Annotated in this window: 14 protein-coding genes and 1 tRNA gene; 8 read left to right on the forward strand and 7 right to left on the reverse strand. The window is 38.0% G+C overall.

The genetic code is table 11. The annotated features are described in order from the left end of the window. Nucleotides 1-159 precede the first annotated feature (159 nt). The 3 genes from guaA (at nucleotide 160) to ACPFYS_RS00135 (ending at nucleotide 4,590) form a co-directional block, all read left to right on the forward strand. Nucleotides 160-1,722, forward strand: a complete 1,563-nt coding sequence (gene guaA / locus ACPFYS_RS00125; RefSeq protein ID WP_427876752.1) for a glutamine-hydrolyzing GMP synthase — start codon at nucleotides 160-162, stop codon at nucleotides 1,720-1,722. 533 nt (nucleotides 1,723-2,255) lie between these two features. Further along, nucleotides 2,256-3,656 carry a PTS ascorbate transporter subunit IIC gene (locus tag ACPFYS_RS00130; RefSeq protein WP_427896782.1) on the forward strand — a complete coding sequence of 467 codons (1,401 nt, stop codon included), beginning with the start codon at nucleotides 2,256-2,258 and terminating at the stop codon, nucleotides 3,654-3,656. A gap of 202 nt (nucleotides 3,657-3,858) precedes the next feature. Continuing rightward, nucleotides 3,859-4,590, forward strand: coding sequence for a GntR family transcriptional regulator (locus tag ACPFYS_RS00135; protein ID WP_427877688.1), 732 nt, complete (start codon nucleotides 3,859-3,861; stop codon nucleotides 4,588-4,590). Between the two features lie 277 nt (nucleotides 4,591-4,867). Here ACPFYS_RS00135 and ACPFYS_RS00140 read toward each other — a convergent pair. From ACPFYS_RS00140 to ACPFYS_RS00160, 5 genes are all read right to left on the reverse strand, one after another. Next, a tRNA-Leu gene (locus ACPFYS_RS00140) sits at nucleotides 4,868-4,955 on the reverse strand. A 38-nt stretch (nucleotides 4,956-4,993) separates the two neighbouring features. Beyond that, nucleotides 4,994-7,006, reverse strand: a complete 2,013-nt coding sequence (locus ACPFYS_RS00145; RefSeq protein ID WP_427876756.1) for an FAD-binding protein — start codon at nucleotides 7,004-7,006, stop codon at nucleotides 4,994-4,996. A gap of 113 nt (nucleotides 7,007-7,119) precedes the next feature. Next, the gene (dprA, locus tag ACPFYS_RS00150; protein ID WP_427876758.1) at nucleotides 7,120-8,709 is read right to left on the reverse strand and encodes a DNA-processing protein DprA; all 1,590 of its coding nucleotides are present in this window, start codon (nucleotides 8,707-8,709) and stop codon (nucleotides 7,120-7,122) included. Continuing rightward, entirely contained in the window at nucleotides 8,706-10,331 is a 1,626-nt protein-coding gene (locus ACPFYS_RS00155) for a YifB family Mg chelatase-like AAA ATPase (RefSeq protein WP_427876760.1), read from the reverse strand. The genes dprA and ACPFYS_RS00155 overlap by 4 nt, the downstream gene beginning before the upstream one ends. Continuing rightward, nucleotides 10,331-10,987 carry a YraN family protein gene (locus ACPFYS_RS00160; protein WP_427876762.1) on the reverse strand — a complete coding sequence of 219 codons (657 nt, stop codon included), beginning with the start codon at nucleotides 10,985-10,987 and terminating at the stop codon, nucleotides 10,331-10,333. The genes ACPFYS_RS00155 and ACPFYS_RS00160 overlap by 1 nt, the downstream gene beginning before the upstream one ends. Before the next feature lie 294 nt (nucleotides 10,988-11,281). Here ACPFYS_RS00160 and ACPFYS_RS00165 point away from each other — a divergent pair, with 294 nt between their 5' ends. The 4 genes from ACPFYS_RS00165 (at nucleotide 11,282) to ACPFYS_RS00180 (ending at nucleotide 18,790) form a co-directional block, all read left to right on the forward strand. Beyond that, nucleotides 11,282-12,604 (forward strand): O-acetylhomoserine aminocarboxypropyltransferase/cysteine synthase family protein, encoded by a 1,323-nt coding sequence (locus ACPFYS_RS00165; protein WP_427876764.1) that lies wholly within the window; start codon nucleotides 11,282-11,284, stop codon nucleotides 12,602-12,604. Nucleotides 12,605-12,873: 269 nt separating this feature from the next. Then, nucleotides 12,874-13,716 carry an ABC transporter ATP-binding protein gene (locus ACPFYS_RS00170; RefSeq protein ID WP_427876766.1) on the forward strand — a complete coding sequence of 281 codons (843 nt, stop codon included), beginning with the start codon at nucleotides 12,874-12,876 and terminating at the stop codon, nucleotides 13,714-13,716. Nucleotides 13,717-13,734: 18 nt separating this feature from the next. Then, nucleotides 13,735-16,437, forward strand: coding sequence for an ABC transporter permease (locus tag ACPFYS_RS00175; protein ID WP_427876768.1), 2,703 nt, complete (start codon nucleotides 13,735-13,737; stop codon nucleotides 16,435-16,437). 382 nt (nucleotides 16,438-16,819) lie between these two features. Continuing rightward, entirely contained in the window at nucleotides 16,820-18,790 is a 1,971-nt protein-coding gene (locus tag ACPFYS_RS00180) for a chromosome partitioning protein ParA (RefSeq protein WP_427876770.1), read from the forward strand. Between the two features lie 81 nt (nucleotides 18,791-18,871). Here the strand turns inward: ACPFYS_RS00180 and ACPFYS_RS00185 are convergent, their stop codons facing one another. Next, nucleotides 18,872-19,597, reverse strand: a complete 726-nt coding sequence (locus tag ACPFYS_RS00185; RefSeq protein WP_427876772.1) for a response regulator — start codon at nucleotides 19,595-19,597, stop codon at nucleotides 18,872-18,874. A gap of 9 nt (nucleotides 19,598-19,606) precedes the next feature. Beyond that, nucleotides 19,607-22,102, reverse strand: coding sequence for a histidine kinase (locus ACPFYS_RS00190; protein WP_427876774.1), 2,496 nt, complete (start codon nucleotides 22,100-22,102; stop codon nucleotides 19,607-19,609). A gap of 115 nt (nucleotides 22,103-22,217) precedes the next feature. On the opposite strand from ACPFYS_RS00190, the gene ACPFYS_RS00195 reads away from it, so the two are divergent. Further along, nucleotides 22,218-23,597, forward strand: a complete 1,380-nt coding sequence (locus ACPFYS_RS00195; protein ID WP_427876776.1) for an alpha/beta fold hydrolase — start codon at nucleotides 22,218-22,220, stop codon at nucleotides 23,595-23,597. Nucleotides 23,598-23,683 lie beyond the last annotated feature (86 nt).

The following is a 23,683-nucleotide window of genomic DNA, read 5'->3' on the forward strand; positions in this document are numbered from 1 at the left end:
GTATTTTTATACTTTGTTCATTTACGGCGTTTCGCACAAACGTAACGTCTAAAAGCGCAACTAGTATTATAGGAATTGCGCAACGCAATAATTTACTGATATACACGTCCTCTATGTGCGTTGCTGTTTAAGCAACGTACCATATATATAAGGAGAATCATGGCAAAAGGTCCGGTTCTTGTTGTTGATTTCGGCGCTCAGTATGCTCAACTTATTGCAAGAAGAGTACGAGAAGCAAATGTGTACTCGGAACTTGTGCCTCACTCTATGCCTGTTGATGAGATGCTTGCAAAAGATCCTCAAGCTATTATTCTTTCAGGTGGTCCTGCATCAGTATATGAAGAGGGCGCTCCTAGAATTGATACCAAGATTTTTGAAGCAGGTGTTCCTGTGCTTGGAATTTGCTACGGATTCCAGGTTATGGCTCATGAGCTCGGTGGAGATGTAGATAAAGCTGCTCTCGGTGAGTATGGTAAAACTTCTGCGACTATTGATGATTCTGAAGGCTTGCTTGCAAATTCTCCTGTTGAACAAAATACATGGATGAGCCACGGTGTTGCAGTTAAAAGCGCTCCTGAAGGTTTTACAGTATTAGCGCATACTCAGGGTGCTCCAGTTGCTGCAATGCAGGATGAAAGTCGCAAACTTTATGGAGTTCAGTGGCATCCAGAAGTAAAGCACACTCCATTGGGCCAGGAACTTATTTCTACATTCTTACATAAGTGTGCAGGATTGGATAATAATTGGAATCCTTCTAACATTATTGAAGATCAGGTTGCTAAGATTCGCGCAGAAGTTGGGAATGCGCAAGTTATTTGTGGGCTTTCTGGTGGAGTTGATTCAGCTGTTGCTGCAGCTTTGGTGCATAAAGCAATTGGTGATCAGCTTACTTGCGTTTTCGTTGATCATGGCCTTCTTCGTAAAGGTGAAGTTGAGCAGGTTAAGCATGATTTTGTTGAAGCCACTGGAATTAAGCTTATTGCTGTGGATGCAGAAGATGACTTTTTAGATGCTCTTAAAGGCGTGAGCGAGCCAGAGCGTAAGCGCAAGATTATTGGCGAAAAGTTTATTCGCACATTCGAAAAAGCTCAGCGTCAAGTTATTGAAGAAGCTGGTAAAACTGGAGCAGAAGTTAAGTTCCTTGTACAAGGCACGCTTTACCCAGATGTTGTTGAATCTGGTGGAGGAGACGGTGCTGCAAATATTAAGTCGCATCACAACGTCGGCGGTTTGCCAAAAGATTTGAAGTTCAAGCTTATCGAACCTTTGCGTACTTTATTTAAAGATGAAGTTCGCGCTATTGGTACTGAGCTTGGTCTTCCAGATGAGATTGTGTGGCGTCAACCATTCCCTGGTCCAGGTTTGGGTATTCGTATAGTTGGTGAGATTACACGCGAGCGCTTAGCTGTGCTTCGTGAAGCAGATGCTATTGCAAGAGAAGAGCTTTCTAAAGCTGGATTAGACCGCGATATTTGGCAATGCCCAGTTGTGTTGCTTGCAGATGTTCATTCTGTTGGAGTTCAGGGTGATGAGCGCACGTATGGTTCTCCGATTGTTCTTCGTCCAGTAAGCTCTGAGGATGCTATGACTGCTGATTGGTCGCGAGTTCCGTACGATGTTCTAGCAAAAATTTCTACTCGAATCACTAATGAATGTCGTCAAATTAATCGAGTTGTTTTGGATGTCACTTCTAAGCCGCCTGCAACTATTGAGTGGGAGTGACAGCTTAAGTGAGATAAAAACTGCCAAAATATAAACATTTGTTTATACTGTAAAACATTTGTTTATTTTTGATAAAAACTGTAAAAATTTCTTTAAAATGAAGCGTTTCATGAAAAATGGAACGCTTTTTTCTGTATTAATGGCGTGTCGAATTTTTTAAAAACAGATAAATTTCCGGATTTTATTACTATTTTATAAATATTTTAGTAATAAATAGCGTTATTTTAATCATTTATAATGTTTTAACGATATAATGAAAAAGACATGAAACAACAGTATGAGCTGTAACAGTAGTTGTTGGCTGGGTGTAAAAACTACTGCTCGTAGTAGCTCTTACTACTTTGCTTCATTGCGGAACCGTTAATTTTGTATGTGTAGTTTTACTGTGCTACGAAACTATCCGTGAATTTCGAATAGTTTCGCCTACGGTATCGTTTGCGAAGTTTGTAAGATATTTTTACTGCCAATAACTACGTAAAACCGCTCAACCATATCGAAACTATATCGATTGAAATATAGGTAAGGAGAGTTACGTGGACGGCGTTCTGTCAGTGTTACTCGATATTTTTAGGCAACCATCTGTAATAGTTGCACTTATTTCCTTCATAGGACTTGCGGTTCAGAGAAAGAAATTCTCAGATATTTTGCAAGGTTCAATTCGTACATTAGTTGGCTTCCTGGTTCTGGCTGCTGGATCTGGTGTTATTACCGAAGCGCTTAATCCATTTGGAATCATGTTCCAGCATGCTTTCCATGTACAAGGCGTAGTTCCAAATAATGAAGCGATTATTGGAACTGTATTGCTCAAGTATGGTTCAGAATCAGCGATTATCTTCTTCTTTGGCATGATTGTTAATATCATCCTTTCTATTACTTCTCGTTTCAAATTCATTTACTTAACAGGTCACGTAGCTTTTTACATGGCAAGTATGCTTGCTGTTATCTTCAATGTTGCAGGATTTAGCACGTGGGAAGTTTTGTTGTGGGGATCTATTGCTCAAGGCTTGTTTACTACTATTTCCCCTGCGCTTGTTCAGCCATTTATGAGAAAAGCTTCTGGTAAAGATGACGTTGCTTTAGGTCATCCTGCTGGCACTGGAGTTGCTTTAGGCGCATTAGTTGCTAAGCTCACTGCTTCAAAGAAGCGTCCATCGCCTTCTACAGAAGATATTAAATTCCCTGCAGCTCTTGGTTTCTTGAAAGATACTACTGTACTAATTGCTCTTTCTATGGCTGTAATTTATGTTACTGTTGCATTATTTGCAGGAGCTACCTACGTTGAAACTCAATTGTCTCATGGACAGAACTTTATTGTATTCGTTATTTTGAAGGCTGCTGAATTCTCTGCAGGCGTATACGTTATACTTGCAGGCGTTCAGGTTGTTTTGGATGAAATTGTTCCAGCATTCAAAGGTATATCTGAAAAGCTGGTAAAAAATGCTCGTCCTGCATTAGATGCTCCTATGACTTTTGGTTTCGCTCCGAATGCTGTTTTGATCGGCTTCCTTTCCAGTTTTGCTGGAGGATTAATTGGTATGGCAGTAATGATCGGGTTAGGAACAACTATTATTATTCCTGGAATTGTCGCTCACGTTATGGCCGGTGGTGCTGCTGGTGTGTTTGGCAATGGTCAAGGTGGTAGGCGTGGATGCGTAATTGCATCATTTATAAACGGTCTTTTCATTACATTCCTTCCTTTGTTCCTTCTTCCTGTATTAGGAAACTTGGGAAGCGCAAATTCTACGTATTCTGATGCTGATTATGGTGTTGTTGGTGTAACTCTTGGTTATGTCAACATTGTTGGTGGTCGCGTAGTGTTAATAGCTTTGATACTTATTTCTGTAGTATTGTTCTACGCTTCATCAATACTTATTACTCGCAATGAGAAAATTCGTAGTAAGAGAATAAAGGAAAATTTAGAAAAGTCTATATAACTTCGAAATAAAACAAAATTAATTCTCATATCATTCGAAATTGTTTATTTTAACATAGATTTGTTTGTTTTATGGTAATACTGTAGGATGAGACGAGTTATTAGTTTTACATGAGCCGTTATTACACTTTGCGCGCTTATATACGCTAGTAGTAACGGCTTTTTGCATATCTAATATTTGAATACATAGGAGAGTGATAGTATTGGCAGACGGTATTCCTAAATACATTGCTGTGCGCAATAACCTTCGTCAGCGCATAGAAGCAATGGACCCTGAGGAACAATTACCTACAGAATTAGAATTATGTAAGCATTACAATGTTAGTCGTATAACATTGCGTCATGCTGTTGATAATCTTATTTCTGAGGGTTTACTTATTCGTGAGCAGGGTAGGGGTACTTTCCGCTCTCCTAAAATTATTAGTAGTAGCAATCGGTCTATATTTTCTGATTGTGCACAGGGATTTTATGAACACTGTGCTTCACCTGAATCTAAAATCAGAGTAGAAGTTATAGAAAACGACGTCATTAAAGATGAAGACGCAGCAATACGACTTGGGTTAAATCCTTCTGATGAGTTGATTTGTTTGAAGCGTTTGCGTTATGTTGATGATGTAGTTGCGCATTACAGTGTTATGTATTTATCGGCTTCTCGATTTCCGAAAGTACTCACGAACAATTTTAATAAGGAAACTTTAAGCGACTTTCTTTTTAACGCTTATGCTGTTCAGCTTGTAGAAAACGAAGTTAAAGTTCGTGTTGAACGCGTTTGTGAATCAATGGCAGATATTCTCAATCTTCCAGTAGATACTCCTGCATTAGCAGCAAGTTCTATAGTAAAAGATAAATTCGGCACTATAGTAACTTTTGGCGTTGCAATTTACTCTCCTTATAGTGGGGAAATTAAGTTCAATCTGCATTCTCAATCTAAGTAATAAATAAACGTAAAGTAATAAGCAAAGTATTTCAACGGGTTTGTGTTTTACTGTATTTGCTTTTATTTTATAGTGGCAGTTTTGAACACGAGTGCTTTTAGTATTTTGCTTGCGATAAGGCCTTAGCGTATTTTTGTAATACGTTAGGGTCTTATTAATTTTTGTGCGTGTAGTATTCTGCGCGCGCTGCAAAAGCTGGAATATGCGTTTAAGATTATGATGAAAAATAAAAAATCTCAGCGGAATATGAGAATAAATCCGCTGAGACATCACATCGTGTCCGGAGCGGGACTTGAACCCGCACGCCTGTAACAAATAGGCACTAGCACCTCAAGCTAGCGCGTCTACCATTCCGCCACCCGGACGTTGTTTTAGACAACAGATAAGACTATAACATCTTTTTTTATTCTTCGCTTCGGCGTGTTGCAATTTTGTCTATTTTTGTAATAAATTTATCGTCAACAGGCTCATATGGTTGAAAATCAACAATTTTAACAGGCTTATTTATTACATTACCGGACTTATCAATAAATGAATGATTAGGAACATTTTCAGTATCTTTTCTTGGATAATCGAGTCTATTAAACGATCCGCGTGACTCGTGACGTGCTAGAGAAGCTACTAATAAACTCTCTGAAAGAGTAAGCATATTATTAAGTTCCATAATTGCGCATAATTCTTGGTTTAATACAAGCGAAGTAGTGTGTGCGCGTAAAGATTTTGCTTTTGGAATTATCTGATTTTTTAATACTGATAATGCTGTTTTCAGTGTATTCTCGCTGCATCTTACTGCTGCAGCATTTTCCATAATATTTTCTAGATTCTTAAGTATTTCATAAGGGTTTGTATCATCATCTTTGAGTAGTTTTGTTGAATCTAATTCTTTATTCTCATTTACGTCAGTTTTATAAGAACTATTATTGCAATCTGATTTTTGATTATCGCAATTCTTTTCGTTTTCAAAAAGCACGTTGTTTAGGAAATCGATGCGATTTTTAGATGTATTTTTAAGTGTTTCTGCGTGATAATCTAGTTTGTTTTCGTTACTGCAATTTTTTAGCAACAATTCTGCCATATTTAATCCTGCGAGTTTACCAAAAACGCAAGCGTCTAAAAGTGAATTTCCGCCCAAACGATTAGCTCCATGCACTCCTACGCATGCGCATTCACCTGCAGCGTACAGCCCGTTAATAATAGTCTGGTTTTTTCTATCCCAAGTATATACTTCTCCATTTAAAGTAGTTGGTATTCCGCCCATTGTGTAGTGTGCAGTAGGGCGAATTGGAATTAAATCTTTAGTAGGATCCATATGTGCATACTGTTGTACAGTTTCGTTTACTTGTGGCAATACGCTTAATATTTTTTCTTTGCTTATGCTGGTCATATCTAGCCAGACGCAATCTTTTCTAGATTTATTATCGTTAATGTCTGCAATACCGCGTCCAGCATCAACTTCAGCTACAATTGCTCTACTAACTACATCTCTAGGGGCTAAATCAGCGTGAATTGGATCATATTTTTTCATAAAAGCTTCGCCTAAGGAGTTACGAAGAATCCCACCTTCTCCTCTAGCTGCTTCAGAAAGCAGTATTCCAGTATGAGAAAGGCCAGTAGGGTGGAATTGTACAAATTCCAAATCTTCAATCTGTAATCCAGCATTTAAAGCAAGTGCCATTCCGTCGCCGGTTAAATCCCAAGAGTTTGAAGTTGTCGCAAAAATGCGGCCTGCTCCGCCTGTTGCTAAAAGTATGCAAGAGCTTTTTATTTCATGTAATTTACCTGTAGGTTCGTGTAATGCTACTAAACCTTCTACGCTGTGAGTTTCTTTATTTATAGCAATATCTGTTACGTAACATTCTTCTATAAAACTTACGTTATTTGCTACACATTGTTGCCAAAGTGAGTATAAAATTTGATGCCCAATTCTATCGGCTGCGTATGCCGCGCGTTCTATAGGTTCTTTACCAAAGTGAGCAGTATGTCCTCCGAATCGACGCTGATTAATATGGCCGTCGAGTGTTCGCGAAAAAGCAACACCATCATGCTCCAATTCAACTACTGTATCGAGCGCATTAAAAGCAAGAATTTTTGCTGCATCCTGGTCACTAAGCCAATCTCCTCCTCGAACAGTATCGTAATAATGCCATTGCCAGCAATCTTTAGTAACATTTCCCAGGCTTGCTGCAATTCCACCTTCAGCAGAGCCTGTGTGTGAACGTAATGCTTGTAATTTTGATAGCACAAGAATACTAGGTCTTTTGCCAGCTTCTATGAGCTTTTCGTATGCTTTTGATCTTATAAACCCAAGCGCTGCGCAAAGTCCTGCAGCTCCTGAACCGACAATAACTGCATCGTAGTTTTCGTGTAGTAATAAAGTTTCAGGTAATTTGCGCTGCTTGTTAGATTCTGCCTGCATGCTGTTTTCTCACAATCTTACATATTTCTCATATTATTGTGGCAAGTTACTAGCTTTAATTGTACGCATAGTAGTGAGTAAGCTTTTCTGCTATATTATTTTTACTTAACCAACTATTTAGTAATAACTAAGTTTTCATTGTTTCGTTTAATAATACCGTCTAATTCAAGCATTGTTATGATTCCTGAAACTTCAGCTATAGAAGGAGCATTTTCGTTACTTGAAGTATTTTTATAGCATGTAACTATTTCGGAATACACTGTATCTACAGTTGCATCTTCCTTCTTTCTTCTACATTTGCGTATCGCTGTAATAATTTGTTCTTGCAATGAATTTTTGCAATCAAAAGTTACAGTTTTATCAGAATTACTGGTGTCTTCTTTTGCTTCATTTTGATTATTAGATTGTTCTTCGCGTTCTACTTTAGATATCTTTGGTGAATAATTTGATTGAGTTGATGAAATGTAATGGTGAGATGTTTGAAATATTTCTTCAATATCATATTTAGAACGAATCATTATTGCTTTTCCTTCATGAATAATATTGTTGCATCCTGTGTTGTGAGGACTAGTTATATCTCCTGGAACAGCGTAAAGTTCACGGTTTAAATCTGATGCCCAAGTAGCAGTATTTAGTGCTCCGGAACGAGCTCGCGCCTGAGTAACTATTACTTTAGATGCTAGAGCCGCAATAATTCTATTTCTCAGAAGAAAACGACGAGCTATAGGCGTTGTGTCTGGGCAAAGTTCGCTAATTAAAGCACCACCGTTTTCAACAATCGAATCAAAAAGAATTTTATTAGAGCTAGGGCCAATATTATTTAATCCACCTGCAAAAACTGCTATTGTTCTTCCAATTGGCAGAGTGGATCCAATATTTGAACTTAAAGCATCTAATGCACCCCAATGTGCTGCAGCATCTATTCCAAAAGCTCCTCCAGAAATTATGCTATGCCCTTTTGATGCGCATGAGTAAGCAAAATGGTATGCAAGATCGTGTCCATAATCTGTGCACCCTCGCGAGCCTACTATAGCAAGAGGTTGTCTGCATTGTACAAGTGCGTATGGGTTTCCAATACCCCATAAGCATAAAGGTGGCGCCCATTGTCCGCGAATTGCTAAATCTTGCAACTGTTTAGGCCAGTAAGGGCTGTGTGGAGCCACAATCCACTGTTTTGAAGACATTGTAAACCATGATTTCAAATGTTGTGTATCCCATGTAGGAATATGAATTAAACGCATACACCATATCGATATTGATTTGTGTAAAGCAATATCAGTTTGTGTATCGTTCGCTTTTTTATTTCCCCAAGCATTAAGACCTATTTTGAAGTAGTGTTCTAAACGTTTAGTAAAATCATTTTGCTTAATAATTTTCATAATTTCTTGGCGGCTCTGTTGAATTGATTTATCTATAGTATTTTTTGCAGATTCCTCATCGTTTTGAGCACATTGTGAAGTAAAAGCAAACTGCATTTGTTCTGCTTTTGGTTTTAACATATGCTTTTGTATATCATCAGAAATTGCTCGTAAAGCTTCAACAATTAGTTGAGCCTTTTGCGCTCCAAGTAATAAAGCGTACATAATCGCATCAGCGCCTTCTAAACAAAAAGTAAGAATAGCTCGCGCTAATGTTTCTTCATCTGGTGAGTACAAGTTTTCCTGGTTATCAAGTTTTATACCTTGTTTGCTAACTGTGTTCATAATCTTGTCCTTAAACTAATTGCTTGAGCTACATCAGATACGTCTGGTGAAGTGTGTCCAGCAAGATCTGCCAAAGTCCACGAAAGACGCAGTGCACGATCTGCTCCTCGTAAGCTCAATTGATGTTTTTCTAAAGCGCGATTTATAAGAGAAATTGCCTGAGTTGAAGTATTTTTTCGAAGCCAGGTTCCTGAAGCCTTAGCATTACAATTCCATCCTTGTTCTTTAAATCTTTCTTGTGCTGTCAGGCGTGCTGTAATTACAGTTTTTCGCATCATTTCGCTAGTTAGCACAGTTGATTTCGACTCGTATTGTTTATGATCGCGTGAAGATGTGGTTATATGCTCAACCGGAGGAACGTCCATCTGAATATCAATACGATCTAAAATAGGTCCGGAAAGTCTTGAAAAATATCGTATTCGATCTTTTTCTTTGCAAGTGCAGCGCTCGCCGTTTCCATAAGCGTATCCGCAAGGGCATGGGTTTGCTGCAATTACTAGCTGGAATTTTGCAGGATAAAATGCCGTTCCTTTAGAGCGTGATACTGCTATGAAACCAGACTCTAGTGGTTCTCGTAAAGTTTGTAAAACTCTTGGTGAGAATTCAGGAGCTTCATCCATAAAAAGTACTCCGCAATGTGCTCTAGTAATAAGACCCGGTTTTGCTAATCCAGCTCCTCCTCCAATAAGTGATGCTGCTGAAGAAGTGTGGTGCGGAGCTTCAAATGGAGGTATGTCACTAATACCGTAATATGGCAAAGTTCCACAAAGAGATCTTATAGATGCTACTTCTAGCTGCTCGTTCTCATTAAGTGGGCACATGATACTAGGCAATCTAGATGCTAGCATAGTTTTTCCAGAGCCTGGAGGACCAATCATCATCACGTGATGTCCTCCTGCTGCAGCAACTTGCAAAGCCCATTTTGTATGCTCTTGTCCGATTACTTCCGACATGTCGCCGATTTTGTTATAAATTCCTGTACCTGATGGGGAAATATCTTTTCCATTTGATTCAGAATTTTCTATATTTTCGTTTATTTTTCTTTCGTTTATGCGAATACGTTTATATATAGTGTCTTCTTCTATAAGTTTTAGTGACTCTTCGGGAAGTTTTCCGTTAAGTTGGGTTATTAAATCTACAATGTGATGAACGTCTATTACTTCTATACCTTCTAGTAATTTCGCTTCCTTCATATTTTCTCTCGGAATAACAAGTCGTTTCATTCCTTGATTTTTAGCGTATAGCGATATTGGAAGTATTCCTTGGATCGGTAGTATAGTTCCGTCCAAATTTAATTCGCCTAATATAACTGTTTTATCTAATTCTTTAAGTGGAAGTATTCCTTCTGCCGCAAGAATGCTCGCTGCTATAGCTAAATCGTAGGAGGAGCCGCTTTTTGGCATAGAAGCAGGGGATAAGTTCACTGTAACTCTCTTATCTGGCCACTTGCAGTGAAGAGCAGTGTACGCTGATTTTACTCGTTCTCGAGCTTCGCTTAGTGAGGTGTCTGGAAGACCGATTATAGAGAATCCAACTGTTCCGCTCGATATGAATGCTTGTAATTGTATAGTAAAAGCTTTTAATCCGATTAATCCTACGGAAAGTGCGTTGCCAATAACCATTAGAAAGCTCCTGTAAGGTGTGTAAATTCGATTGCTTTATCGTGAATTGGATCTATTTTCGTGCTATTTTCTTTCATGCTCGAGTTGATGTAAGTATTTTGATTGTTCTCTCGTATCTCCTGAAGTGTTTGAAAAGTAAGAGCACTGTCAGAGTACGTGTATTTTGAAACTACTAATATTGAAACAATGTCAAACCGTATGCTTCTGTGCGGTATTTCTGATCCATGTTCACGCAACCATTGCATTCCGGTTCTTTTTACTTTTCGCTGTTTTTCTACGCTAACTGCTTCAAGTGGAGTACCGTAATTTGTGTTTCGTCTAGTTTTTACTTCCACAAATACGATAGTTTTATTGGGAGTAAGCATTATGATATCTAGTTCTCCGATTTTGCTATGCCAATTTTTATCTATGATTTTCCATCCTTTTTGTATTAGTCGTAGTGCAGCATACTTTTCTCCACAAACGCCTAGTTCTTTATTGCCTATTGAGTGTTCGAAAAGTTGTTTAGATATTTGATCGATAGCATTATCTATATTTTGATATTCGTAGTCGCACTCGGTGTAATAATCCTCATTGCGGTGGTTTACAACATGTTTTTGCACATTGTACTCGGCGTCTTCAAGCGTTCCGCCAAACGCATAATTATTCTTCAACATGTCGCAATTTCATCATTGTTTGAGTAGTTAAGCTATGTTTTTTGCTTATTGTGGATACAGGCTCTGCGTCGGCGTGTTGCGTTCATTTTTCAGTATTTTGTTGAATATTTTTTAGAAAATTTTTCGCATAAACTTGCGCTTTTGAGAATGCGTTATAGGTAAAGCTGATAACGATACGTTTGTTATCTTGTTGTTCATAGTTTAATGTCGTATCACTAGCAAAAATAGCTGAGCATAGTTTTGCAATGTTATTAAAAGATTAGTAAGCGAAAAATCGATTCGAGGAGGGGTATTATGAGCAATACTGAAGAAGTGCAAGGAAAGTATCATTTTGAAACTTTGCAATTGCATGTTGGTCAAGAGCAGGCGGATCCGGCAACTGATTCTCGTGCAGTTCCTATTTATCAAACAACAAGCTACGTATTCCATGATTTTGATCATGCTGCAGCTCGTTTTGATTTGCGTGATGCTGGAAACATTTATGGTCGTTTAACGAATTCTACTCAAGATGTTTTTGAGCGTAGAATTGCGGCTCTTGAAGGCGGAACTGCAGCTTTGGCTGTTGCTTCTGGTGCAGCAGCTGTAGATTATGCTATTCGTAACATCACGCAGCAGGGCGATCACATCGTGTCTTCAAAGAATGTGTATGGTGGAACTTATAACCTGCTTCGTCACACTCTTCCTAGAGATGGTGTAACAACTACTTTTGTGGATCCTAAGAATCCTCAAAACTTCGAGGATGCTATTCAGCCAAATACGAAGCTAGTGTACTTTGAAACTTTTGGCAATCCTAACGCCGATTTGCCTGATTTTGAGGCTATTTCCGAGATTGCTCATCGTCACAATCTTCCTGTTTTTGTTGACAACACTTTCGCAACTGCATACCTTTTCCGTCCACTTGAGCATGGTGCAGATATTGTAGTTGAGTCTGCTACGAAGTTTATTGGCGGCCATGGCACAACTCTTGGTGGCGTTATTGTTGAAGGCGGTAATTTCGATTGGGCTAAAGTTCCAGGAAAATTCCCAACTCTTACGGAAGCTGATCCTAGCTACCATGGTTTGAACTTCTATGAAGCTTTAGGATCTGTGGCTTTTGTGACTCGTATTCGTGCGATTATTTTGCGCGATACTGGTGCTTGCATTAGCCCGTTTGCAGCATTCTTGCTTTTGCAAGGCACGGAAACTTTGAGCTTGCGTGTTGAGCGTCACGTTGAGAATGCGTTGAAAGTTGTTCAATATTTGCAAACTGTGCCAGAAGTTGAGTCTGTAAGTCATCCTTCTATTGAAGGTCGTTCTGATCACGAGCTTTATAAGCGTTATTTCCCGAATGGTGGAGGCTCTATTTTCACCTTTGATATTAAAGGTGGAAGGGATGCAGCTCGCGTATTTATTGACAATTTACAGCTTTTCTCGCTTCTTGCAAATGTTGCTGACGTGAAGTCGTTGGTTATTCACCCTGCATCTACCACGCACTCTCAGGAAACTCCTGAAGAATTGGAAGATCAGGGTATTCATGAAGGCACTATTCGTTTGTCTATTGGAACTGAACATATTGACGATATTCTTGCTGATTTGCAGCGTGGATTTGACGCGGTTCGTAAAGCAGGTCTTGCTTAAATAGAAAAGAGAAAACAAAAGTTATTAATTAAAAAATATTCCTGAAGATCCATTACCATTTTATTCGGAGCGCATATTGTATTTGTATGTGCTCCGATTTTTGTTTATATATTCTGTAAATTTGCGCATCATACTTTAGTATGAGACGATAATTTTTTCTAAATAATTTCCGCCTTACGTACGATGGTAATCAGCTGTATTTTTCCGTAAATTTAAGTATTAGCAGTAGATAACTATGCGATTACTACTTTTTAAGAAAAGGAGCAGTTATGAACAGTTCGTACGAAACAAGCTCATACGAGCGAGAAAATGCTTTAGATTCTAGAGCAGATTTTAATCAGAACTTGATTGGTGAAACAGCGGTTGCAGCTTTGCATGTTGTTAAAGATTTTGGCAAGGGTGCGGGCATTGTTCACGCTTTGCGAGATGTAAGCGTTAGTTTTGAGCGTGGAAAATTCACGGCGATTATGGGCCCGTCTGGATCTGGAAAGTCAACTTTAATGCACTCTTTGGCTGGTCTTGACAGTGTTAATTCTGGGAAAGTTTTGGTAGATGGCCTAGATATTACAGGCATGAGCGATAAGCAGCTTACACTTATGCGACGCGAAATGGTTGGATTTATTTTCCAAAGTTTTAATCTTCTTCCAATGTTTAGTGCTGAGCAAAATATTCTTATGCCTCTTACTTTGGCAGGCAAAAAGCCAGATAAGCAATGGTTTGACATCCTGGTTAATACTCTTGGCTTGCAAAATCGTTTAAAGCATAGGCCTGCTGAACTTTCTGGCGGTCAGTGTCAAAGAGTTGCTATTGCGCGCGCTTTGATTTCTAAGCCTTCCGTAGTTTTTGCAGACGAGCCTACTGGTAATCTCGATTCTGCTTCTAGTTCAGAAGTTTTGCATTTCTTGAAGAAGTCGGTAACAGAGCTTGGTCAAACTGTGATTATGGTTACTCACGATGCTGTTGCAGCGTCTTATGCAGATAGAGCAATCGTATTTGCAGATGGTCAAATCGTTGAAGATGTATATCACCCTACTGCAGAAGGCATGAGCAAAATGCTTATGGAAAGAAGCGAAGTAGATCATATTAATAATCAACCGTCTCAATTGCAATAACAAGGTGGTGAAGTTAGAATGTGGAAAATCGCACTAAAACTTATGCGTAAAAGCTCACGCATGCTAATAGCTTCTGGAATTGCAATTCTTATAGGCAGCATGTTTATGAGCGCTACTTTGCTTTTTGTAAATAGTGTTGACGACTTGATGGCTCGTAACGCAACAGAAGAATTCGGTAGCGCAAATTATGCAATCTCATTTAAGAATCCTAACAGTTCTCCGAGTAGTGAAATCCATTATAAAGATCTTCACTTAGACAAAATATCGAAGATGCCTGGTGTTAACGCTATCCGTAGTGACGATACGTCTACTCTTGTAAGAGTAGAAAAAGGCGATAAATCAGTTACAAGTATTGCTTGGTCTACTGGCTTGTATGGTAATCTTCCTGTGTATAAATCAACAGAAGGTAGAGATCCGCAAAAAATAGGCGAAATTACACTTATTAAAAGTGTTGCTAAATCAATACATGCAAATATTGGTGATGCTGTAACTTTGGTTAAAGTAGATGATACTGGTGGGAATAATGAAAAATCATACGATGTTCATGTGGTTGGTCTTGTAGACGATGGAGAACATTCTCAAATACCAACTTCATATCGCGGCATGTATCTTGGTGGTATAACGAATGATTTTTCTGCAAAACTCAACAATCTTAAAAATTTTGACGATCAAGTTGTGCAAAACAAAGTATATATGAGTGTTGATGATGCGAAAGCAAGTGATTTAGCTCCTAAAATTAACGCTTTGCTTCCAGAGAAATTCTCTTTTATGTCTAGGCATGAAGTTGGTGTAAAAGTTGTTCGAGATGTGTCCAACGGCACTAATTTCGTGGTTATGTTCCTGTTGTCATTTGGTATTCTAGCTTTGCTGGTTTCTTCGCTTGTAATAGCAAACACATTCCAAGTTTTGGTTGCTCAACGCAGACGCACTCTTGCGCTTTTGCGCGTAATTGGCGCGCAGTCGCACCAGCTTTATTCTGCAGTTTTGCTTGAAGCTGCAATACTCGGAGTTATTTCTGCAAGTGTTGGTGTGCTTTGTGCAATCGGATTTATGGGCGTTATTAGTAACGTAAACATTAATTCTGGCCCATTATCTAGGCTTCCTTTGATTGTTTCACTTTCAGCGATTGTGTGGCCAATTGTAATTGGCGTGATAGTAACGGTTCTTGCGTCTATTGGTGCTGCTAGGTCTGCTACAAAAGTAACGCCTATGGAAGCATTGCGACCAATGGATTTGATTAAAGATAAGCGAGCTAGTATTGTTCGAGCAGTTTTTGGCGTTCTATTTATTGTTGTAGGTGTGCTATTTACTGCTTTAAGTGTTAATGCTTTGTCAAATATGATTGCGGGGAAGTCGCCTAATGCTGGTTCTGATTCTTGGATGACTTTGCTCGGAGCAATGTTTGGATGCGCGCTTGTGTTCATTGGTATTGTTATGACAGCCACATTCTGGATGCCGCTAGCTATGAAGACGACCGGCGCAATCATGGCACTTTGTGGGCCAGCATCTAAAGTTGCTAACGCAAATGTGCAGCGAAATCCTAGAAGAGTTGCAGCAACTGGAACTGCTTTGCTTATAGGTGTAACGCTTGTTTCAACAGTGGTAACGGGCGCAACGTGTGGTAAAGCAACTCTTAAAGGTTTTGTTGATGATAGATACAGTGTTGACATTATTGTTCAAGGCAAGAATGTTGATGAGTCTCTAGCTGCCGATATTTCAAAGATTAGTGGAATAAAGCATACTGAGTTGCTTCCTGCGGTTCCTATGACTTTCAAGAATGTCAAAGGCAAAACTGAGTACGCTATGGTAGCTGGAGTTGATAATGTAAATCAACTTAGAAATGTAATGCACACTGATCTTGATGGCGTTGAAATAAAGAAAGATTCTGTGCTTTTGCCTAAGTTTGACAGTGAGGGTGGAAAGCCTTTTAGCCTTAAAGAAGGAGACCTGAATTTACAAGCTTACGTAGAAAAGTACAGTTCTGGTGAAGATGGCGATGATAATAGCGACAATATTACGCCATTCACTGGTATGAATACGGACTCTAGTAATAATGATAAGAACATTACCGTAAAGCAGGTTCAGTTTAAGAAGTATCGAAATGTTGGTGTGCATTCAAATAATACCGCTTTTGTGAGCAAATCATACTTCAATAACTATCTTAAGCCTACAACGCATATGCTGCTTATTTCGGTAGATTCTAGAAAAGCTAATCTTATAGATATTGTTAAAAACATTCGAAATGTTACATCTAATTATGCTGAGGTTATGACTAGTGGAAGCGTATTCCAGCGTGCAACGTGGGAGAGTGCTATCAATACGATTATGATGGTGTTCATTGGATTAATAGCTGTAGCTGTTGTGATTGCTTTAATAGGTGTTGCAAACACATTAAGCTTGTCTGTTATTGAGCGAACCAAAGAATCTGCAACTTTGCGAGCAATAGGCATGACAAGAGGCCAGGTTAGAAGATCTCTTGCGTTGGAAGCAACGTTGATTTCCTTAACAAGCACTGTTTCTGGCTTGATTGTTGGAACAGCGTTTGGGTGGATTGGATCCTACATGGTGTTTAGCGTAATTGGCAAAGTTCCGTTTGTAGTCGATTGGACTATTTATGCGGTTCTTGCTCTAATTGCTTTGCTTGCAGCGCTTCTTTCTAGCGTGCTTCCAGCTCGTAGAGCAGTGAAGTCTTCGCCAGTAGTTGCGCTCGCGGAAGAATAGATTACAAAAAGCTATCTGTGAAAAGATAGTTTGCATAAGTTAAGTTGTTGGGAAATAAATATAATGTCGATGCGCATATTTACGCATCGGCATTATATTTTTCTTTTATTTACGCGACACTCTGAAAATATTTGTATTATCATTATTATTTTTTATCAAAACTTATGCATAATTATGCAATAAATATAATATTATGTATAAAAATAGCATTTTTTATTAGTAATTTTCAAAAATAATACGATTATTATTCATTATGACAAGTTTTATCGTAAATATTCCGAATAAATAGCATTGAAAATGTATTTATTCCTTTGTTATGCTAAATAATGACTGCTGACATAAGTTAGACATGAAGGCCGCTACGAGCAAGGAGTAGAAAAATATGGTAACGGTCAATAAAAAATCTGCCGCAGCAATTGCAGGAATCTTATTGTTAATGCAAAGCCCAATGCCAGCGTGGGCGCAAGAAGCTGCTGAGGTTGTAGATACACAAGTTCAAACAGAGGCGACTGTTAAAGCGTCTACTGAAAAAGCAATTGAAAAAGCTGAAGAGCAAGTTAAGCAATTAGAAGCTCAAATTGAAGACTATAAGAAAAAAGTTGCAGGATTTGACGCTCTTTTAAATAAAATCGATGAGACTGAAAAAGAATCTGAAAACATTGCAAAAGATAAAGAAAAGGAACTTTCAGAAGCTGAAAATGCATCGAAAATGGATTCCGAAGCTGCAAAAGCAAAGGTCGCAGAATTTGAAAGATCCAAAAAAGAAAAAGAGATTGAGCTTAATGGATTAAAAGAAGCGTATGAATCTTTAAAAGAGCAATATGATAATGCAAAATTAGCTCTTGACGATTTGCAAAATAATGAACAAGAAAAAAGCCAAGTAAAAGAAAGAGCTGCAGCTAACGTAAATAAGTATGAATCACAGATTTCAAATCTTCACAAAGAAGTAGATTCTCTCAATGAATCTATTGCAAGTGATTCTGCTAAAATTAGAGAGTATGATACAAAAATCGATGAATTAGAATCTGCATTAGGAAAACCGGATCAAAATAATGGCGGTAATATTTATTCTATAGCGGAACAGTTTAAAAATATTTCTAATGATCAAGTTGCGCTTAGCAGAAAGGTTGAAGGGAATAAGAAATCTGTTGCTGATAAACAAAGAACTGTGAAAGATTTAGAAAATCTTTTCAAAGCAGCACAGCAAGAATTTGAACAAGCACGTGAAGAACTTCAAAAGATTAAAGACCAAATTGAGAAGTCTAAAAAGGATGTAGCCAAAAAGCTTGAAGCTTCTAACAGTAAAGATTCTGAAGTAAAGAAAGCTGAGTCTGAAACAAAGCTTCTTAATAATATTATTGAGAACTATAAATTAGTTGGCATAGGTGATGCGCTAAGCCAAAAAATTAAGTCGTTAAGAAATGGTGTTGAGGGTGCTAAAGCATTTAAAAATAATCAGCCTGATGCAAGAGCCAAGAATAATGAACTAAAAAAGCAAGCTGAAAATTCTTTAAGAGACGCAGAAACGAAGCTTGAGGAAGCTAGAGCTAAAGTTGTTACTCTTAAAGCTCAATTGGAACAGGAAAAAGCTCAAAAGAATCAGCAAAATAGCAGCAGCTCTGCTGGTAATAATGAGGCAAAAGAATCTGAAAAACAGACTGCTCCTATTACTCCAGTTCCTGAAACATCTGCTCCGAAAGTAACTGCTCCTGCTCCTGCAGTACCTGAAGCTAAGATTCCAGCTCCGTCTGTTAAAGCTCCAGCTATGCCACCTGCTTCTGTTGTTCCTGTTGACCCAGCAGTGCCAGAAGTTCAAGTTGAAGATAATTCAGCTCCTGCTGTTTCTGTAGAACCTTCTGCTCCTTCGGCACCTGAAGTTAATACTGCTGTTACTAATACTAATAATGTATTAACTCCAATTTTTGAAGCAGTTAAAAAGGTTTCTTCTGCAGTAACATCTCAAAGTAAAGCTGTTGTTCAAGTTCCTGCTGTTGCACAAGATAAGACAGTAGTGCAGAGTAAGGCAGTAGCACAGTCTTCTGCTGCTCCAGTAGTAGAGAAGGCTCCGTCAAACAATACTTCGCAAGCAGATAAGTCAACTGAATCTCAAATTTCAGAAGAAGATTCTAATAAGGCTGAAGATAATAACGAAATTGTTGAAGAAGCTGACGAAAAGATTTCGGATACTGTAAGTGAAAATCCGAAGGCTCAGGCTATTGCAACATCTGAAAACAAGCCTTCTGCTAATACACTTAGCACTATAATGTTGGGTGTTTTGGGTGCGCTAACTATTTCTGGTGCTGCTGCTGCAGGAGTAACATTTATGCGTCACCGTCGCCTTCCTAAGGCTTAAAAATTAAATAATCTAGTAAGATAATAATCTTAATTTGCGGCTATTTGTGTCTTATACATAAATAGCCGCATTTTTATATTTTTATGGCCGAACTAAGTTATTTTCGTAAGCGAAAACTACAGCTTGAACTCTATCTCTAGCGTTTATCTTCCCCAAAATATGAGCGACATGAGTTTTAACTGTTGGCAAGCTAATAAATAGTTTGCTAGCAATTTCCTGATTCGAAAGTCCGTGAGCAATTTCAATTAGCACTTCACGCTCGCGATCAGTCAAATCATTTAAGCAAGAATCGTAAATATTTGTATTTTGCTCGTTTTTAGTCGCAATTTCTTCTTTTGCAATTTCTTCATCGTTAGACTTAGAAATCATAGATTCAATTAAACGTTTCGTGGCGGTTGGTGCAATAATTGCATTTCCTTGATACACAGTTCGTATTGAATTAAGCAAAGTCTCTGGCTCAGTATCTTTAAGAAGGAATCCAGAAGCTCCTGTATGAATTGCAGCCATAACATACTCGTCAAGATCAAAAGTTGTCAAAATTATAATGCGAGTGTGAGTATTAGATTTTTGTTGCAAAATTTTTCGAGTTGCTTCCAAGCCGTCCATTATCGGCATGCGCACGTCCATCAAAATAATATCTGGATGTTCACTTTCTGTAAGTTCTACTATTTGCAATCCGTTTGCTGCTTGCGCTACAACTTGCATATCTTTTTGTGAGTTAATTACCATAGCAAATCCTGCACGAACCAGCTCTTGATCGTCTGCTATTGCAATTCGAATTACTTTAGTGTTTTCCATATTTTCCATAGTATCAAGTTAATTTTTATTATTTATAAAATTGTGTTGAATTTGTTCTTCAAGTGAAGGCGCAGGTCTTCTAGTAATAGGAGCAGTATTAGGAATATTGTGTTCTGCATTAACACTAGAGCTTGTTTCTCGCAAAATACCGAGTAATTTTCGCATGTATTTCAGTGCTGAGCGACCTTCATCCCCAATATTTTTGAAAGCTTTACTAATTGTTTCACTTTGTTCTTGCGCTTGTTCTAGTTTTGTATACTTTTGATTTTCAATATTGTTATTTTCTTTTTCGTATTTATTTAGCATATTGATTCCGTCGTTTGCGGCATCAATTACTTTATTCAATGTAACAGTAACTTTTTGTTGAATATTTGTACTGAGTCGTTGTCTTTCTGCGTTTGCTGCAAGTATTTCTAGCTGCTTTTGTTCTTTTTCAAGCTCAGTTCTACGTGCTTTTAGAAGCAATAAATTATTGTCATCATTTCTGCGGTAATAAGCGAACGCAATAACTGTAAAACAGATTAACGCAACTATAAATCCAAAAACTAATCCAACGGACGCCATTTGCATAATGTCATAAAAATTGAAAGTGTTTAGGTTTGATGTAAAAGGTTGTATTTTATTTACATCTTGTGGAACATTTCTTGAAGCTATACCAATTTTTACTGCAAAAATAGCACATTCTACAAGCACTGTTGCGCTAACCCATTGCCATGTGCGTTTCTTACCGTAAAGCACTGCAGAGTAAATAATGCTTGGTATGAATAAATTAGCGAACAAAATATTAGGTAAGAATATTAGCTGTATTGCAGAAAATGTTGCAGCAATAACTGCGCAGGTAATTGGAGCTTTTCTGCGAAACATCAATGGAATCATAGTTGTGAGCGTAAATATTTTATAAAGCATTTGCAGAGAAAGTGACGTGGAATAGTTGTAAGTCATGTTGGAACCAAGAATAAAATCATAAGTTGGTACGAAAAACATAATAATCGTCCAAGGCGTGGCATAAATAATATCTCCAACAAGCCAATGTTGTTCAAACCAGTGTGATAATTGCTCAATTTTATTTGTAGAACTGGTTTGAGATTCAGGATTTTGTGCTGTTTTTGTGCTAGAAGCATTAGATTTTACATTATTTATAGTATTGTCTTGAATGCTCTTAAATGTTAGAGAATCAGTCATGCTTGATGAAGTATCTTCGTAAGAATATGGAATAAATGCAACAATACTGAATTTTCCATTCTTTTCTTCATAATCTAATTTTCCTTGAAGATGCTCAATTCTTTCTCTCATGCCAATTAATCCGTATCCGTGTGTGGATTTTGGATTACTATCGTGCTCTTGTTTTGCTTCTGTTTTATTTATTTCGTTAATAATCTTCAAAGTAAGACCCTGATTATTCCATTGTTCGTGAATATTTACTTTGACTCCGTCTCCAGCGTGCTTTCGAATATTACTAAGTGCTTCTTGGATAACTCGATACGCTACAATTTGTGCGTCTTTGTTGAGTTTATTTTGAGAATTTATTCCGCTTACTGTATGCCAAAAAATATTATTTGGAGAGGCAACGCGCGCTTTTTCAATAAGTAATGGTACATGATCCCAATCTATGGTTTGGGAAGAAGAATCGTTTAAAGCTTCTAACATTCGTCTCATGTCATGAACTGCGCGTTCAGCTTCATTTTTAATAATATGCATTGTTTTTTTAGCAAGCAAAATGTTTTGAGATGCAGCGTAACGTCCGCCATCAGCTTGCACAATAATAATAGAAAGTGTGTGAGCAACAATATCGTGCATATCTCTTGCAATTCTTGCTCGTTCTGCTGTAACAGCAATATGTTGTGCTTTTCTGCGGTACGTGCGTATAGCGTTATTGTGTTCTTGTAAAAGTTGAATAGTATGTACGTGAGTGCGTTGCCAGTAGCCAATAATGACGGTAATAGTAGTAATAATAATTGCAAAAACTACGGAAGGTATAGCGAAATTAAATATATTTGAAACGCAATCTTTTATATTACTGCTATTTATATTTCGTACACTGCAAGCGTAATTAACTTTCGAATGATTGCTGACAAATATTGCTCCCATTACAACATTCCACGATATTGCAACGCAAGATAGCACAGTTGTTATATAAGCTGCAGTAACAAATGTTTTTGTATGTTCTGTATTTCCGCGTGCAATAACATTAACTAGCAGCACAAAACCAAAGAAATCAGCAAAGACTATTGCTGGACCAAAAAGTATATGTATTGTGCAGATAATAAGAAAAATAATAGCTGTTTCTTCCGGCCATATTTTGCGTACTGAAAGTAATATTGCAATAACAATATTTATAAGCGTGATTGTGATATAAGAGCTTTGTGTTAATAAACCGTCAACATAATTTATGGAATGTCGACTGCTTGAAAATGTAAAAATAATAAATGAAATAACACCCCATAATATGTCGTTTAATGTGAGTTCTTTTCGTAAGAGCTGTACAACACTTTGAAACATATTAGGTACTTTCATATTTACTAGGCTAGTGCATAGCACTTTATAGAACAATCGAACTTGAGTATGATTTATAGAAGAGTGTTATTGATAGTTGCAATGTAGCACACGAATATAGAAAGGGAATGCACTAATGGCGTTACTTACAAGTTATTATGTTCCTGGATTGCACGTAGAAGAGCGTGCGATTGATGTTCCGCTTGATTGGGAGTCAAATACTCCAGGTGGAGCTATTAAAGGTGAGACTATTCGTTTATTCTGTAGAGTTCTTACGTCTCCTGAACATGTTCATGATAATTTGCCTCTTCTTGTATTTTTACAAGGTGGTCCTGGTGGCCAGTGCCCACGTCCACTTTCTCCATTTAGTGATGGTTGGATTCAAGAGGCTATTAAACATTTTCGTGTAGTTTTGCCAGATCAGCGTGGTGTTGGGCGTTCTTCTAGAGTAGATGCTTCTACTATGAGGCGTATGGCAGATGACGGTGTTAGCGTTGAGCGTCAAGCATGGTTTTTAAAACGTTTCTTAGCTGATTCGATTATTCGTGATTTTGAACATTTACGACTTACTGAATTTGATGCGAAGCCTTGGGTTTCTCTAGGTCAAAGCTACGGTGGTTTCTTAACTCTTACATATTTGTCACTTTTCCCTCAAGGTTTAATTGCAAGTTTTACTACGGGTGGAATTCCTCATGTTCCAGCTAATGCTCGTGAAGTTTATGAGCATACTTTTCCTCGCATGGCACGTAAAACTGAACAATTCTATGAACGTTATCCGCAGGATGTTGCGCGTGCTGCTGCTATTGCGGATCGCATTTCACAGGGTGATGTTGAACTACCTAATGGTGAAAAACTTACTGTTGAGCGATTCCAAATGTTGGGTTCTTCGTTTGGTATGAAACCAAGTTTTGAGCGAGTACATTGGTTGATTGATTCTGCTTTCGCAGATGGTGACGGATCGTTGAAAGCATTTAAGCATTGTGGAGGAGCTTCTGCTGGTAGTTTAAGTGACGAATTCTTATATGGTGTTATGGATGCGACCTCTTCAAGTCCGTTGTATTGGCCTTTGCAAGAATTTATTTACGCTGATGGCGATTTAGATCATCCTATTTCTTGGGCTGCTCAGCAGGTTCGTGAAACAATGCCTGAATTTTCCGGTTCTGCTCGTCCTCTTCTCTTTACTGGTGAAGCAATGTTTCCTTGGATGTTTGATCAGGAGAAAGCTTTGCAGCCTTTCTTGCCAGCTGTTGATTGCTTAATGAGTAATATGCAGTTTGGAAAGATTTATGATCAGGATCAGCTTGCTAATAATGAGGTTCCATTGCAGTCTGCAGTTTACTTCGATGACATGTATGTTGATTCTGGTTTGCAGCTTGATACTCTCTCTCGTATCGCCAATTCACATTATTGGACTACAAACGAATTTGAGCATGATGGTTTACATGGAGATGTAGTATTCGCTCATCTTTTCAATGAAGCTTTGAATCGTGGTGATTTAGAAGCATTATATAAGTGAGTTATTTGCGTAGTTTTGCGAATAAAATTGTACGAATATTTTGCGTACGACAGTATATGGTTTAATAGATTGGTTAGTTCAACTTA

Origin of the sequence: Gardnerella sp. 2492, assembly GCF_050320365.1 — a bacterium.
GTDB lineage: Bacteria > Actinomycetota > Actinomycetes > Actinomycetales > Bifidobacteriaceae > Bifidobacterium.